Consider the following 14,275-nt stretch of genomic DNA (forward strand, 5'->3'; position numbering starts at 1 on the left):
TCACACGCCGCCGATACGGTGGAGCCATGACCGCGCCGTACGACGACCTCGACCAGTTCATCGCCCTGCCCCGCGTGGAGGCCCTCGCCCTCTCCCCCGACGGCACGTGGGCCGCCGCCACCGTCGCCACGCTGAGCGCCGACCGCACCGCGTGGGAGCGCGCGATCTGGCGCGTCCCCGTGAGCGCCGCGGGCGCGCCCGTTCGGCTGACGCGCTCGGCCAAGGGCGAGGCCGGCGCGGCGTTCCTGCCCTCCGGCGACCTGCTGTTCACCTCCGCGCGACCCGACGCCGAGGACGAGGACGCCCCGGAGGACAAGCCGCAGCTGTGGCTGCTGCCGCGCGAGGGCGGGGAGGCCCGCGCGCTCACGTCGCTGGCCGGCGGGGTCGGGCAGATCGCCGCCGTCGCGCACGAGGCCGGCACCGTGATCCTCTCCGCGGGGCTGCTGCCTGGCGCGGAGGGGCTGGAGGCCGAGGCCGCGCTGCGCAAGAAGCGCAAGGACCTGAAGGTGCAGGCGATCCTGCACGCGTCGCTGCCCGTGCGCTTCTGGGACCACGACCTCGGGCCGGCCGAGCCGCACCTGCTCGCCGTCGACGGCGAGCTGACCGCGGCGCCCGCCGCCGGCCAGAGCCCGCGTCCCACCCTGCGCGACCTCACGCCGAAGCCCGGCCGCACGCTCGAGAACGCCGGGCAGTCGATCACGCCCGACGGCCGCACCCTCATCACCGCCCTCCGCCGCATCGAGGACCGCGCCTTCACGAGCGACCTCGTCGCGATCGACGTCGCCACCGGAGAGCGCACGACCGTCCTCACCGAGCCGGGCTTCGAGTACGAGAGCCCCATCGTCAGCCGCGACGGCACCCGCCTCGCCTACCTCCGCGCCGCTCTCGCGACGCCGGAGGCCCCGTCCGACTCCGAGCTGTGGATCGCCGGGATCGACGGATCCGACCCGGTCCGCCTCGCCCCCGAGTGGGACCGCTGGCCGTCGTCGTTCCGCTTCGCCGCCGACGACGCCGCGCTCATCGCGACGGCCGACCACGACGGCCGCGGCCCCGTCTTCCGCATCCCGCTGGACGGATCGGCCCCCACCCGGCTCACGAACGACGACTACGCGTACTCCTCGGTCGACGTCGCCGACGACGGCACGATCACGGCGCTGCGCTCGAACTGGATCGAACCGCCGCACCCCGTGCGCATCGCGGCGGACGGATCCGTGACCCCGCTGCCGACGCCCGCGCCGATCCCGGCCCCCAACGCGACGATGGAGGAGGTCGAGACCACCGCCGAGGACGGCGCGCGCGTGCGCGGCTGGCTGCTGAAGCCCGCCGGCGCGACGGCGCCCGCACCCCTGCTGCTGTGGATCCACGGCGGGCCGCTGAACAGCTGGAACGCGTGGAGCTGGAGGTGGACGCCGCAGCTGATGGTCGCTCGGGGCTATGCCGTGCTGCTGCCCGATCCCGCCCTGTCCACCGGCTACGGCCGGGACTTCATCGCCCGCGGCTGGAACGCGTGGGGTGGCAAGCCCTACACCGACCTCATGGCGATCACCGACGCCGTCGAGGCCCGCCCCGACATCGACGAGACGCGCACGGCGGCGATGGGCGGATCGTTCGGCGGCTACATGGCCAACTGGGTCGCGGGCCACACCGACCGCTTCCGCGCGATCGTGACGCACGCGAGCCTGTGGGCGCTCGACCAGTTCAGCGGCACCACCGACATGCCCACCTACTGGCTGTCGACCTTCACGCCCGAGGGCCTCGTCGAGAACTCCCCGCACCGTTTCGTCGAGGACATCCGCACGCCGATGCTCGTCATCCACGGCGACAAGGACTACCGCGTGCCGATCGGCGAGGGCCTGCGCCTGTGGAGCGACCTGTACCTGCACCACGCCACGCCCGAGGGCGAGATGCCGCACCGGTTCCTGTACTTCCCGAACGAGAACCACTGGGTCCTCACCCCGCAGCACGCGAAGGTCTGGTACGAGACGGTCTTCGCGTTCCTCGCCCAGCACGTGCTCGGCGAGGAGCCGTCGCACCCCGAGCTGCTGGGCTGATCCGCGACGCTCCGCCGGGGATCAGCGGGAGCCGACGCGCTCCCGGTCGCGCTGGCGCCGGATCGCGACGCGTCCGTTGTAGATGACCGCGGCGGCCGCGACCATCATGAGCAGCGGGCTGATGATCCACAGAAGCGCGATGAGCAGGTCGATGCCGTCCTCGACCGCCGCCAGGCTGAAGAGCCCGACGATCAGCAGCAGGCCCAGGAACCCGGCGATGATGCTGCCTCCGACCACCTGCGCCGTGCCGTTGCCCGTGCCCCACGTGAACCGCTTGCCCGGCTCGGGCACCTGCTGCCACCTGTCCTCCCACGCGTACCCGTTCCACCAGCGCAGCTGCGCCTGGACGTCGGCGTACGGGTAGAAGCCCGGGGGCGGGGCGCCGTTCGGAGTCTGCGACGTCATGCCGGTCATGGTATTCGCCTCGTCGCGCGCGCCCGCTGTCTCGCGGCGCAGGGGTCCGGCGCAGCAGGAAGGAAGCGGCCCGCCCCTCGGATCGGAAAGGGGCGGGCCGCTGTGTGTGCGGGCCCCGGCGTGCGGTCCGGAGCGCGCGGGCGAAGGACCTAGCGTGCGGTCCAGGCCTTCGCGGCTTTCAGACGCTCGCGCAGCGCGGCCAGCTGCGCGCGCAGCGCGGCCGGCACACGATCGCCGAACGTGTCGAAGAACGCCTCGGTCAGGTCGGCCTCGGCCAGCCAGGAGTCGGGATCGACGGCGAACAGCTCGTCGAGGTCGGCGGTCGCGACGTCGACCCCCTCGAGGTTCAGCGCGCCCGCCTCGGGCAGTCGCCCGATCGGCGAGTCCACGGCCCCGGTCTCGCCCGTCAGGCGCCGGATGATCCACTCGATCACGCGCGCGTTGTCGCCGAACCCGGGCCACAGCAGGCGCCCGTCGGCGCCCTTGCGGAACCAGTTCACCTGGAAGACGGCCGGCGGCGATGCCACCCGCCCGCCCATCTCGATCCAGTGCGCGAAGTAGTCGGCCATGTTGTAGCCGCAGAACGGCATCATGGCGAACGGATCGCGGCGCAGCTCGCCCACCGTGCCCTCGGCGGCCGCCGTACGCTCCGACGAGATCGTCGATCCCAGGAACACGCCGTGCTCCCAGTCGAAGGCCTCCACCACGAGCGGCACATTCGTCGCGCGGCGCCCGCCGAAGAGGATGACGTCGAGCGGCACGGCCTCCTCCCAGTCGGGCGCGATCGACGGCGCCTGCGCGGCCGAGACGGTGAACCGCGCGTTGGGATGCGCGGCGGGCCGCCCAGAATCCGGCGTCCAGTCCTCGCCGCGCCAGTCGATCAGGTGTGCGGGCGGCTCGTCCGTGAGCCCCTCCCACCACACGTCGCCGTCGTCGGTGAGGGCCACGTTGGTGAAGATGACGTCGCGTCGCAGCGTCTCGACGGCCGTGACGTTCGTCGACGCGCCGGTGCCGGGCGCGACGCCGAAGAACCCGGCCTCGGGGTTGATCGCCCACAGCCGGCCGTCGTCGCCGGGGCGGATCCACGTGATGTCGTCGCCGAGCGTCTCGACCCGCCACCCGGGGAGGGTCGGGCGCAGCATGGCGAGATTCGTCTTGCCGCATGCCGAGGGGAACGCCCCCGCCACGTGGAAGGCGCGCCCCTCCGGATCGATCACGCGGATGAGCAGCATGTGCTCGGCCATCCAGCCCTGCTCCCGCCCCAGCACCGAGGCGATGCGCAGCGCGTAGCACTTCTTCGCGAGGATCGCGTTCCCGCCGTATCCCGATCCGAACGACCACACCTCGAGCGCGTCGGGGAAGTGCACGATGTACTTCTCGGGGTTCGAGGGCCAGGCCACGTCGTCCGCGCCGCCGATGAGCGGCGCGCCGACGCTGTGCACGGTGCGGACGAACGGCTCGCCGCCCGCGATGAGCTCGACGACCTCATCGCCCACGCGCGTCATGATCTCGATCGACGCCACCGCGTACGGGCTGTCGGTCAGCTGCACGCCGAGCTGCGAGATCGGGCCGCCGACCTTGCCCATCGAGAACGGCACGACGTACATCGTGCGCCCGCGCATCGAGCCCTCGAAGAGCGGGTTCAGGGTCGCGCGCATCGCGTCGGGCGCCATCCAGTTGTTCGTGGGCCCGGCGTCGTCCCGCCGCTCGGAGCAGACGAAGGTGCGCGACTCGAGCCGCGCGACGTCGTCCGGATCGGAGCGTGCCAGGTAGGAGTTCGGCCGCCTGGCGTCGTTCAGCCGCAGCAGCGTGCCGGCCTCGACCATCTCGGCCAGCAGCTCCTCGTGCTCGCGGGGCGAGCCGGAGACCCAGTGGATGCGATCCGGCCGCGTGAGGGCGGCGATCTCGTCGACCCAGGCGAGCAGCTCGGCCATGCCGCGTCCCTCGACGGCCGGGGCGGTGGCCGCGGCCGTGGGGGCGGGGTGCGTGTCGATCGTCACCGTGAGCTCCTTCGCTGAATGGGCGGGGATGTCTCCAGCATGGGCATCCCTTCCCCGCCCTTTCGGTCCGATTCGCACGAAAGAATCGCGGATCTTTAGATATGCTCAAGGAATGACCTCGGCGTCCGATTCGAAGGGACTCGAGCTGCGCACGCTCGGGCACCGCATCCGGCACTACCGCACGCAGCAGCACCTCACGCTCGACGAGCTGGGCGCCACCGTGGGGGTGGCGGGCAGCCAGCTCAGCCTCATCGAGAACGGCAAGCGCGAGCCCAAGCTCTCGCTGCTGCAGGCCATCGCCGAGGCGACGGGCACGACGGTGACCGATCTCATCTCGGGCGGGCCGCCCAACCGGCGGGCCGCGCTGGAGCTGGAGCTGGAGCGCGCCCAGTCGAGCCCCGTGTTCCGGCAGCTGGGCATCCCGCCCGTGCGCGTGACGAAGTCGATCAGCGACGAGACGATCGAGTCGATCCTCGGACTGCACCGCGAGCTGCAGCGCCGCGAGCGCGAGGCGATCGCCACGCCGGAGGAGGCCCGGCGTGCCAACACCGAGCTGCGGCTGCGCATGCGCGAGCGGAGCAACTACCTGCCCGAGATCGAGAAGCTCGCCGAGAAGCAGCTGGCCGCGGCCGGCCACACGGGCGGGGCGCTCAGCCACCGCACCGTGAGCATCATGGCCGAGCAGCTGGGCTTCGAGCTGCTCTATGTCAACGACCTGCCCTCCGCCACCCGGTCGATCACCGACCTCGAGAACGGCCGCATCTACCTGCCGCCCGCGTCGATCCCCGGCGGCCACGGCCTGCGCTCCATGGCGCTGCAGGCCATGGCGCACCGCCTGCTCGGCCACCGGCCGCCCACCGACTACGCCGACTTCCTGCAGCAGCGCCTCGAGATCAACTACTACGCGTCGTGCTGCCTCGTGCCCGAGACGGCGGCGGTCGCCTTCCTGAGCCAGGCGAAGAAGGACCGCAACCTCGCCGTCGAGGACCTGCGCGACGCGTTCGGTGTGACGCACGAGGCCGCCGCGATGCGCATGACCAACCTCATGACGACGCACTTCGACATGCCGCTGCACTTCCTGCGCGTCGGATCGGCCGGGCAGATCGAGCGCGTGTACGAGAACGACGGCCTGCCGCTGCCCGAGGACGTGACGGGATCGATCGAGGGCCAGATCGTGTGCCGCAAGTTCTCGGCGCGCGACGCATTCGAGCAGCAGAACCGCACGACCGAGCACCACCAGTACACCGACACCCCCGCCGGCACGTACTGGTGCGCGACTCAGACGGGATCGCGCGACGACGGCGACTTCTCGATCACGGTGGGCGTGCGCTTCGACGACGCGCGGTGGTGGCGCGGGCGCGAGACGCAGAACCGCGCGACGTCGACGTGCCCCGACGAGGCCTGCTGCCGGCGCGCCCCGAGCGAGCTCGCCGATCGGTGGCGGGGCAAGGCGTGGCCGAGCGCCCGCGTGCACACCCACATCTTCACCCCGCTGCCCCGCGGCACCTTCCCGGGTGTCGACGACAGCACGGTGTTCGAGTTCCTCGAGCGCCACGCCGAGAGCTGACGGGCCCGCCCTTGCGTGCCCCGGGCCGCGTCGCACACCGGACTGTCGGGCGCATCGCCTAACGTCGAGACCCGTGTCTTCTGATCGCCTCGGTCGCAGCCTGTCGCTGCGCCACATCCGCTTCATCGCCCTCGGCACCGCGATCGGCACGGGCCTGTTCTACGGCTCGGCCGAGACGATCCAGGCCGCCGGCCCCGCCGTCCTGATCGCCTACCTCATCGCGGGGTGCGCGGCGTTCGCCGTGATGCGCGCCCTCGGCGAGATGGCCGTGCGCCACCCCGTGGCGGGCTCGTTCACCCAGTACACGAGCCGCTACGTGAGCCCGTTCCTGGGCTTCCTCACGGGCTGGACGTTCACGTTCGAGATGATCGTCGTCGCCGTCGCCGACATGACCGCCGCGGCCGGCTACATGGGCATGTGGTACCCGGACACCCCCGGCTGGGTCTGGATGGTGGCGGCCATCGCGCTGATCTGCGGGCTCAACCTGCTGCGCGTGAAGGTGTTCGGCGAGCTGGAGTTCTGGTTCACGCTCATCAAGATCGTCACGATCGTCGCGCTCATCGTGGGCGGTCTCGGCCTCATCGTGTTCGGCGTGAGCCTGGGCGGCTTCGAGCCGGGGCCCCACAACCTCTTCGACCACCTGGGCGGCTTCGCGCCGTTCGGCGTGTGGGGCATCGTCATGAGCCTCGGCATCGTCGTGTTCTCGTTCGGCGGGATCGAGACGCTCGGCATGACGGCCGGCGAGACGGCGGATCCCGCCCGCTCGATCCCGAAGGCCGTGAACACGGTGCCGGTGCGCATCCTGCTGTTCTACGTCGCGACGCTCGCGGTGATCCTCATGCTCATCCCGTGGACCGAGATCGGCTCCGGCGAGTCGCCGTTCGTGCAGGTCTTCGCCACGCTCGGCGTGCCGGCGGCGGCGCACATCCTCAACTTCGTCGTCCTCACGGCCGCCCTCTCGGCGATGAACTCCATCACCTACGCCGCGAGCCGCACGATGTACGGCCTCGCCGAGCAGCATCACGCGCCGAAGGTCTTCACGCGGCTGTCGCGCTCGGGCGTGCCGATCGTGCCGGTCGCGATCGTCGCCGGGTGCGCCGTGCTGGGCCTGGGCGCCTACCTGCTGATCCCCGACCAGCTGTTCCTCGTCGTCGCCTCGATCGCGACGTTCGCGACGGTGCTGACGTGGGCCTCGATCCTGCTCGCCCACCATGGCATGCGCCGCGAGATGACCCGCGACGGCGCGCCGAGCGCGGGCTTCGCGATGCCGCTGTGGCCGTGGACGAACCTCGTCGCGCTGGCGTTCATGGCGTTCGTCGTCGTGATCCTGGCCTTCACAGAGTCGGGCCGCACGGCCCTCGTCGTGGGCGCGATCTGGATCGCGCTGCTGTCGATCGCCTACGCGGTCCTCGTGGGGCCGAAGGGCCGCGTCCGCCCCGAGCTGGAGACGCGCGCGCCGGAGCCGCACGGCCTCGAGACGCGCTGACGGGGTTCAGCCGCGGGGCGGCACCGGGTAGCGCCCGGCGATGACGATGCGGTTGAACGCGTTGATCTCCACGGCGAGCCAGCACACGCCCACGTACTCGGGCTCGCTGAGCACGCCGCCCACGCGGTGGTAGACGTCGTCCGAGATGCCGCCGCGGTGGATGAAGGTGAGCGCCTCGGCCAGCTCGAGCGCCGCGCGCTCGCGCTCGGAGAACACGCCGGACTCGCGCCATACGGGCAGCTGCGCGAGGTCGTCGTACGAGATGCCCGCCTTCGCGGCGCGGTCGGCGTGCACGCGCGAGCAGTACGCGCAGCCGTTCAGCTGCGAGCAGTGCAGCAGCACCAGCTCCTTCATCCGCTCGTCCACGCCGTTCTCGCGCGCGATCCGGGCCGCCGTGTCGGCGAAGGCGTCGAGCGCCTGGTACGCCTCGGGCGCCGCCTTCGACAGGTGCACGCGCTTCTCGGCCATCGATCCTCCCTCGGTTGCGCGGCCTGGTCCGACCGCCTGCGACGACAGTACCGCCCGCACGGCGCCGCACGCTCCGAAATCACTTCGCACAGCCTTCTAGGCTGTTTGGGATCACTTCGCACAGATAGACAGGACCATTACGTGGCACTTTGATCCGCGATTTCCACGCGGGCGCGCGGTGGCCTCACAATGGAGCGATTCACGGCCAGCCACGAAGGGATCCGCTGTGAGCTCTGACAGCCCGCGCCACGACGACATCGACGAGTTCTCGTTCCTGGCGCCGCAGGCGGCCGATCTGGGCACCGAGGTGCCGCCCGCCCGCCGGCTCGCGCTGAGCCTGCCGGACGGCCGCTCGCTCAGCGCCGTCGCGCTCGGCGAGGGCGCGCCCGCGGTCGTGCTGCTGCACGGCGCCGGCCTCAACGCGCACACGTGGGACGCCACGGCCCTGGCCCTCGGCGAGCCGACCCTCGCGATCGACCTGCCCGGCCACGGCGACTCGTCGTGGCGCGACGACGCGGCCTACGCCCCGCGCGTGCTCGCGCCCGACGTCATCCGCGGCATCGAGGAGTGGGCCGAGGCGCCTGTCGTGCTCGTCGGCCAGTCGCTCGGCGGCGCCACCGCCGCGGCGGTCGCCGCCGCGCGGCCCGATCTCGTGCGCGCCGTCGTGCTCGTCGACATCACCCCCGGAATCGACGAGTCCGGCCCGGCCGAGCTGCGCCGCTTCTACGAGCGGCTCTCGTTCGCCTCGCGCGAGGAGCTGCTCGACCACGTCGTCGCCTTCGGCCTGGGCGGCGGGCGCGAGCAGGCCCGCCGCGGCGTCGTGCTGAACTCGCGCGTGCTGCCCGACGGCACCGTCGAGTGGAAGCACCACTTCGCCCGCATCGCCGCCTCCGCCCTCGCACCCGCCGCGCGCGACGACGACGGCGAGCGCTGGGCCGACCTCGAGGCGGTGCGCGCGCCTCTCACCCTCGTCCGCGGCACGCGCGGCTTCGTCTCCGCGGCCGCGCTCGACACGTTCCGCTCGCGCCTGCCGCACGCCGACGTCGTCGAGCTCGAGGCCCCGCACAACGTGCAGGAGGTCGCCCCCGTCGAGCTGGCCGCCCTCATCCGCTCCCCCCTCTCCTCCCCCGCACCCGAGAGCGTCGCCTGACGCGCTCGCCCGAAAGGACCCCCATGTCGCTTCCCGTTCGCCGCGGCGTCCGCGCCGCCGCCGTCGCCTCCGCGCTCGCCGCGGCGCTCGCACTCGCCTCGTGCTCGGCGGGCGACCCGTCGCCGGCGCCCGCCGACCCGGACGCCGCGCTGCGGGTCGGGCTCATCCTGGAGCCCGACAACCTCGACATCCGCCGCACCTCGGGGGCGGCGCTGGAGCAGGCGCTCATCGACAACGTGTACGAGGGCCTCGTCAGCCGCACGCCCGAGGGGGAGGTCGTGCCGCGCCTCGCCACCGAGTACGAGGTGTCCCCCGACGGCCTCACCTACACCTTCACGATCGCCGAGCGCGTGAGGTTCCACGGCGGCGGCGCGCTGACGACCTCGGACGTCGTCGCCTCGCTCGAGGCGGTGCGCGCCGACGAGTCGTACGTCGACCACGCGGTGTTCGCGAACGTCGCCTCGATCGAGGCGCCGGACGACTCGACCGTCGTCGTCACGCTCGCCGAGCCGAATCAGAACTTCCTCTTCGCGCTGGGCGGGCGCGCCGGGCTCGTGTTCGACGAGGGCGACGAGACCGACCTGCGCACGGCCGCCAACGGCACCGGCCCGTTCACGGTCGCCGAGTGGGTCGACGGCGACCACCTCACCCTCGCGCGCAACGACGCGTACTGGGGCGAGCCCGCGGGCGTCGCCGAGGTCGTGCTGCAGTACATCCCCGACGCCACGGCACTCGTCAACGCCGGGCTCGACGGGTCCCTCGACGCGATCACGGCCGTCGATCCGGAGTTCGTGCCGGAGCTGGAGGGCTCGTTCGAGGTGAGCGAGGGACTGACGACCGACAAGTTCATCCTCGCCTTCAACGACGCCGCGCCGCCGCTCGACGACATCCGGGTGCGCGAGGCGCTGCGCATGGCGATCGACCACCAGGCGATCATCGAGACCGTCGGCGCCGGCATCCCGCAGTTCGGCCCGATCCCCGAGCTCGACCCCGGCTACGAGGATCTCTCGGACGTCGTCTCGTACGACCCCGAGCGCGCCCGCGAGCTGCTGGCCGAGGCGGGAGCGGATGGCCTCGAGCTGGAGCTGACGATCCCCAACGTGTACGGCACCACCGTGTCGACGCTGCTGGTGGGCGCGTTCGACGACATCGGGGTGAACCTCCGCGTCGAGCCGGTCGAGTTCTCGACGTGGCTGAACGACGTGTACACGAACCAGGACTACGAGCTCAGCTACGTCAACCACGTCGAGCCGCGCGACTTCGAGACGTGGGCCGACCCCGACTACTACTACGCCATCTCGGACGAGGAGGTGCTCGCGCAGGTGCAGGGGCTCTACGCCGACGCGATGCGCGAGACCGACCCGGACGCGTCGGCGCAGCTGCTCGCCGAGGCCGCGCGGATCGTCGCCGAGCACCACCCCGCCGACTGGCTCTACACGCGCGCCGACATCGTCGCCGTCGCCCCGGGCGTCGAGGGCTTCCCCGCCGACGCCACGAGCACCCGCCTGCCGCTGGCGGGCGTGACGTTCGCCGGCTGATCCGCACCGGGGAGGACGGGTGATCCGCTACGCGCTCACAAGGCTGCTGCTGCTCGCGGTGGGCCTCGTCGTGGCGAGCGCGATCATCTTCCTCACCCTGCGCGTGCTGCCCGGCGACGTCGCGCAGCTCATCTCCGGCACGAACGGCACGCCCGAGCAGGCGGCGCGGATCCGCACCCAGCTGGGGCTCGACCGCCCGCTGCTCGCGCAGTACGCCGACTGGATCGGCGGCGTGCTGCGCGGGGATCTGGGATCGTCCTTCCTCACGGGCGCGCCCGTGGCCCCCGAGCTCGCGCGCAAGGCCGAGGTGACCGTGCCCCTCGGTCTGCTCGCCATGCTCATCGCGCTGCTCGTGGCCGTGCCCTTCGGCGTGCTCTCGGCGCTGCGGCGCGGCCGCGCCTCGGGCACCGCGATCAGCGTGGTGGCGCAGGGGCTGGCCGCCGTGCCCGTGGTGTGGGCCGGCATGATGCTCGTCGTCGTCTTCGCCGTGGGGCTCGGCTGGCTGCCCGCGCAGGGCTTCCCCACCCGCACCGGCTGGTCCACGCCGTGGGAGGCGCTGCGCGCGCTCCTCCTGCCCGCTCTCACGATCGGCGTCGTGGAGGGGGCCGTGCTGCTGCGGTTCGTGCGCAGCGCCACGCTGCAGGCTCTCGGCGAGGATTTCGTCCGCACCGCCGCCGCGAAGGGACTGACGCGCACGCAGGCGCTGCTGCGGCACGGGCTGCCGAGCGTCGGGCTGTCGGTCGTCACGGTGCTGGGCGTGCAGGTGGCGGGGATCATCGTGGGCGCCGTCGTGATCGAGCAGGTGTTCAACCTGCCGGGCATCGGCCGCATGCTCGTGACCGACGTGGGAGCGCGCGACCTCGAGAAGGTGCAGGGCGAGCTGCTCGTGCTCACGGGCTTCGTGCTCGCCGTCGGCTTCCTCGTCGACCTGCTGCATCATGCCGTCGATCCGCGGCAGAGGGAGGCCGGATGACCACGCTCGCGCGACTGTGGCGCTCGGGCACGGGCCGCTTCGGGCTCGTCGTCGTGGCGGTGATCGCCGCGACGGCGCTCGTGTCGCTGCTGTGGACGCCCTTCGATCCGCGCGCGGTCGACACGGCCGCCCGCTGGGCCGGCCCGAGCTGGCCGCACCTGCTCGGCACCGACAACACCGGCCGCGACATCCTGAGCCTGCTCATGGTCGGCGCCCGCACGACCATCTTCGTGGCGGTCGGCGCCGCGCTCGTGGCGACGCTGTTCGGCATGGTGCTCGCCGTGCTCGGCGCCCTCACCCCGCGCTGGACGCGCGAGGCCGTCGCGGTGCTCATCGACATCCTCATCGCCTTCCCCGTGCTGCTCATCGCGATGATGATCTCCTCGGTGTGGGGCGGATCGCTGTGGGTGGTCGTGTGGGCGGTGGGCATCGGCTTCGGCGTCAACATCGCCCGCGTCACGCGCCCCGAGCTGCGCCGCGTGCAGCGCAGCGACTTCGTGCTCGCCGGCCGCGCCGCCGGGCTCACCCCGTGGCAGAACCTCACGCGGCACCTGCTGCCCAACGTCGCGCCGATCTTCATCGTGCAGCTGTCGTGGGGCATGGCCGTGGCGGTGCTCGCCGAGGCCGGGCTGTCGTACCTCGGCTTCGGCGCCACCGTCACCGAGCCGTCGTGGGGCCTGCTGCTGAGCGAGCTGCAGCGCTACATCGCGATCCACCCCACCTCCGTCGTGTGGCCGGGCCTGGCGATCACCCTCACCGTGCTCGCGCTCAACCTGCTGGGCGATGCCCTGCGCGAGGCGACCGATCCGACGCTGCGCCACGGCGACCGCCGGCGCATCCCGCACACGACGCCGGGGGTGGTCGCGTGAGCCTCGAGGTGCGCGATCTCGCGATCGAGATCGACGGCCGGCGCGTGGTCGACGGCGTCTCGTTCGAGGTGTCGGACGGATCGCGCGCCGGGCTGATCGGCGAGTCCGGCTCGGGCAAGTCGCTCACCGCCCTGGCCATCCTGGGCCTGCTGCCCGACGGCGCCACGGCGACCGGATCGATCCGCTGGGACGGGACGGAGCTGCTCGGCATGCCCGAGCGGCGGCTGGCGGCGCTGCGCGGCGACGAGCTGGCGATGGTGTTCCAGGAGCCGCAGAAGGCGCTGAACCCCATCCGGACCGTGGGCCGGCAGATCGCCGAGGCCGTGCGCATCCACCGCGGCGTCTCGCGGGCGGAGGCGCGGCGGATCGCCGTGGCCGAGGCGGCGCGCGTGCGCCTGCCCGACCCCGAGGCGATCGTGAACCGCTACCCGCACCAGCTCTCGGGCGGGCAGCGGCAGCGCGTGGCCATCGCGATGGCGCTGGCGTGCGGACCGCGCCTGCTCATCGCCGACGAGCCCACGACCGCCCTCGACGTGACGATCCAGGCCGAGATCCTCGAGCTGCTGCTGGGGCTGGTCGACGACGCGGGCATGTCGCTGCTGTTCATCACCCACGACCTCGCCGTGCTCTCGCAGGTCGCCGCGGAGGGCATCGTGCTCGAGCGCGGCCGAGTCGTCGAGCGCGGGCCCGTGCCGCGCCTGCTCACGGACCCGGCGCACCCCGTGACGCAGGGCCTGCTCCGCGACGCGACCGCGACCCTGTGGCGCGGCGAGGGCAGCGAGACAGCAACCGCGCGCCGAGACAGCGTGCAGCGTCCGCTGTCTCGGCGCCAGGATGCTGTCTCGCCGGATGAGGGAGCGGCGGATGAGTGATGTGCTGATCCGGGCGCGGGGGCTCGGGCGCGCGTACGCGGCGCCGCGCGCGAGGGCGTTCTCGCCGCGACGGGTCACGACGGCGCTGCAGCCGACCGACCTCGACATCGCGCGCGGCGAGGCCGTCGGCGTCATCGGCGAGTCCGGGTCGGGCAAGTCGACGCTCGTGCGGCTGCTGCTCGGGCTCGACCGGCCTACCTCGGGCACCGTCGAGGTCGACGGGCGCGCCGTGGACGCCCGCGCGTCGGCGCGCTCGCTGCACTGGCTGCGCCGCATGACCGGCGTCGTCTTCCAGGATCCGTACGCGTCCCTCGATCCCCGCATGAGCGTGGGCCGGATCGTGGACGAGCCGCTGTGGGCGCTCGGCGTGGACGGAGACCACCGCGCGAGGGTGCGCGAGGTGCTCGCCGACGTGGGCCTCGATCCCGACATGGCGGATCGGCACCCGCACGAGTTCTCGGGCGGGCAGCGCCAGCGCATCGCCCTCGCGCGGGCGATCGCGCATCGACCCCTGGTGCTGTTCGGCGACGAGCCGCTCTCGGCCCTCGACGTGACCGTGCGCGCGCAGATCCTCGAGCTGCTGCGGGGGCTGCGCGAGCGCGAGGGCCTGACGCTCGTCATGGTCTCGCACGACATCGGCGTGGTGCAGAACCTGTGCGACACCGTGGTGGTCATGAAGGGAGGGGCCGTGGTCGAATCCGGCCCGACCTCCGAGGTGCTGCGCCGCCCACGCGAGGAGTACACGCGGCGCCTGCTCGCCTCGATCCCCACCATCTGACGCGGCCGGATCGACGCTCCGGCGGACGCGGATCGGGGCGCCGGCGCGGCGCCGGATCGGGCCGTCGGTAATCCGATCCGTGCAATTCACCTGCCGTTCACCCGACATA

Annotated in this window: 12 protein-coding genes; 9 read left to right on the forward strand and 3 right to left on the reverse strand. The window is 72.6% G+C overall.

Annotation, left to right across the window (positions count from 1 at the left end; genetic code table 11):
- The first annotated feature begins 26 nt into the window (after positions 1-26).
- Complete coding sequence (locus ACWDR7_RS07770; protein ID WP_449854352.1) at positions 27-2,051, forward strand: S9 family peptidase; 2,025 nt, start codon at positions 27-29, stop codon at positions 2,049-2,051.
- A gap of 21 nt (positions 2,052-2,072) precedes the next feature.
- On the opposite strand, the gene ACWDR7_RS07775 is transcribed toward ACWDR7_RS07770, so the two are convergent.
- A complete protein-coding gene (locus ACWDR7_RS07775) occupies positions 2,073-2,456 on the reverse strand; it encodes a hypothetical protein (RefSeq protein ID WP_449854353.1) in 384 nt (127 codons plus the stop codon).
- A 158-nt stretch (positions 2,457-2,614) separates the two neighbouring features.
- Complete coding sequence (locus ACWDR7_RS07780) at positions 2,615-4,399, reverse strand: phosphoenolpyruvate carboxykinase (GTP) (protein WP_449854391.1); 1,785 nt, start codon at positions 4,397-4,399, stop codon at positions 2,615-2,617.
- A gap of 178 nt (positions 4,400-4,577) precedes the next feature.
- Between ACWDR7_RS07780 and ACWDR7_RS07785 the strand changes: the two genes are divergently transcribed.
- Positions 4,578-6,032 carry a helix-turn-helix domain-containing protein gene (locus ACWDR7_RS07785; RefSeq protein ID WP_449854354.1) on the forward strand — a complete coding sequence of 485 codons (1,455 nt, stop codon included), beginning with the start codon at positions 4,578-4,580 and terminating at the stop codon, positions 6,030-6,032.
- Positions 6,033-6,105: 73 nt separating this feature from the next.
- A complete protein-coding gene (locus ACWDR7_RS07790; protein ID WP_449854355.1) occupies positions 6,106-7,518 on the forward strand; it encodes an amino acid permease in 1,413 nt (470 codons plus the stop codon).
- A gap of 6 nt (positions 7,519-7,524) precedes the next feature.
- Here ACWDR7_RS07790 and ACWDR7_RS07795 read toward each other — a convergent pair whose 3' ends face one another.
- Positions 7,525-7,986, reverse strand: coding sequence for a carboxymuconolactone decarboxylase family protein (locus tag ACWDR7_RS07795; protein WP_449854356.1), 462 nt, complete (start codon positions 7,984-7,986; stop codon positions 7,525-7,527).
- Between the two features lie 226 nt (positions 7,987-8,212).
- Between ACWDR7_RS07795 and ACWDR7_RS07800 the strand changes: the two genes are divergently transcribed.
- From ACWDR7_RS07800 to ACWDR7_RS07825, 6 genes are read left to right on the forward strand one after another with little or no spacing between them, the layout of a single operon-like run.
- Positions 8,213-9,136 carry an alpha/beta fold hydrolase gene (locus ACWDR7_RS07800; RefSeq protein ID WP_449854357.1) on the forward strand — a complete coding sequence of 308 codons (924 nt, stop codon included), beginning with the start codon at positions 8,213-8,215 and terminating at the stop codon, positions 9,134-9,136.
- Positions 9,137-9,159: 23 nt separating this feature from the next.
- A complete protein-coding gene (locus ACWDR7_RS07805) occupies positions 9,160-10,674 on the forward strand; it encodes an ABC transporter substrate-binding protein (protein WP_449854358.1) in 1,515 nt (504 codons plus the stop codon).
- Positions 10,675-10,693: 19 nt separating this feature from the next.
- On the forward strand, positions 10,694-11,647 hold the full coding sequence (locus tag ACWDR7_RS07810; protein WP_449854359.1) for an ABC transporter permease: 954 nt from the start codon (positions 10,694-10,696) through the stop codon (positions 11,645-11,647).
- A complete protein-coding gene (locus ACWDR7_RS07815) occupies positions 11,644-12,516 on the forward strand; it encodes an ABC transporter permease (protein ID WP_449854360.1) in 873 nt (290 codons plus the stop codon). The genes ACWDR7_RS07810 and ACWDR7_RS07815 overlap by 4 nt, the downstream gene beginning before the upstream one ends.
- The gene (locus ACWDR7_RS07820) at positions 12,513-13,388 is read left to right on the forward strand and encodes an ABC transporter ATP-binding protein (protein WP_449854361.1); all 876 of its coding nucleotides are present in this window, start codon (positions 12,513-12,515) and stop codon (positions 13,386-13,388) included. Before ACWDR7_RS07815 ends, ACWDR7_RS07820 begins: the two co-directional genes overlap by 4 nt.
- On the forward strand, positions 13,381-14,166 hold the full coding sequence (locus tag ACWDR7_RS07825; protein WP_449854362.1) for an ABC transporter ATP-binding protein: 786 nt from the start codon (positions 13,381-13,383) through the stop codon (positions 14,164-14,166). Before ACWDR7_RS07820 ends, ACWDR7_RS07825 begins: the two co-directional genes overlap by 8 nt.
- Positions 14,167-14,275 lie beyond the last annotated feature (109 nt).

This window comes from Microbacterium sp. NPDC003461, assembly GCF_053588335.1.

Bases quoted from the DNA above. Each gene is read 5' to 3' on its own strand.
- ACWDR7_RS07770 (WP_449854352.1), top strand. From the start codon at position 27: ATGACCGCGCCGTACGACGACCTCGACCAGTTCATCGCCCTGCCCCGC.
- ACWDR7_RS07775 (WP_449854353.1), bottom strand. From the start codon at position 2,456: ATGACGTCGCAGACTCCGAACGGCGCCCCGCCCCCGGGCTTCTACCCG.
- ACWDR7_RS07780 (WP_449854391.1), bottom strand. From the start codon at position 4,399: ATGGCCGAGCTGCTCGCCTGGGTCGACGAGATCGCCGCCCTCACGCGG.
- ACWDR7_RS07785 (WP_449854354.1), top strand. From the start codon at position 4,578: ATGACCTCGGCGTCCGATTCGAAGGGACTCGAGCTGCGCACGCTCGGG.
- ACWDR7_RS07795 (WP_449854356.1), bottom strand. From the start codon at position 7,986: ATGGCCGAGAAGCGCGTGCACCTGTCGAAGGCGGCGCCCGAGGCGTAC.
- ACWDR7_RS07805 (WP_449854358.1), top strand. From the start codon at position 9,160: ATGTCGCTTCCCGTTCGCCGCGGCGTCCGCGCCGCCGCCGTCGCCTCC.
- ACWDR7_RS07815 (WP_449854360.1), top strand. From the start codon at position 11,644: ATGACCACGCTCGCGCGACTGTGGCGCTCGGGCACGGGCCGCTTCGGG.
- ACWDR7_RS07825 (WP_449854362.1), top strand. From the start codon at position 13,381: ATGAGTGATGTGCTGATCCGGGCGCGGGGGCTCGGGCGCGCGTACGCG.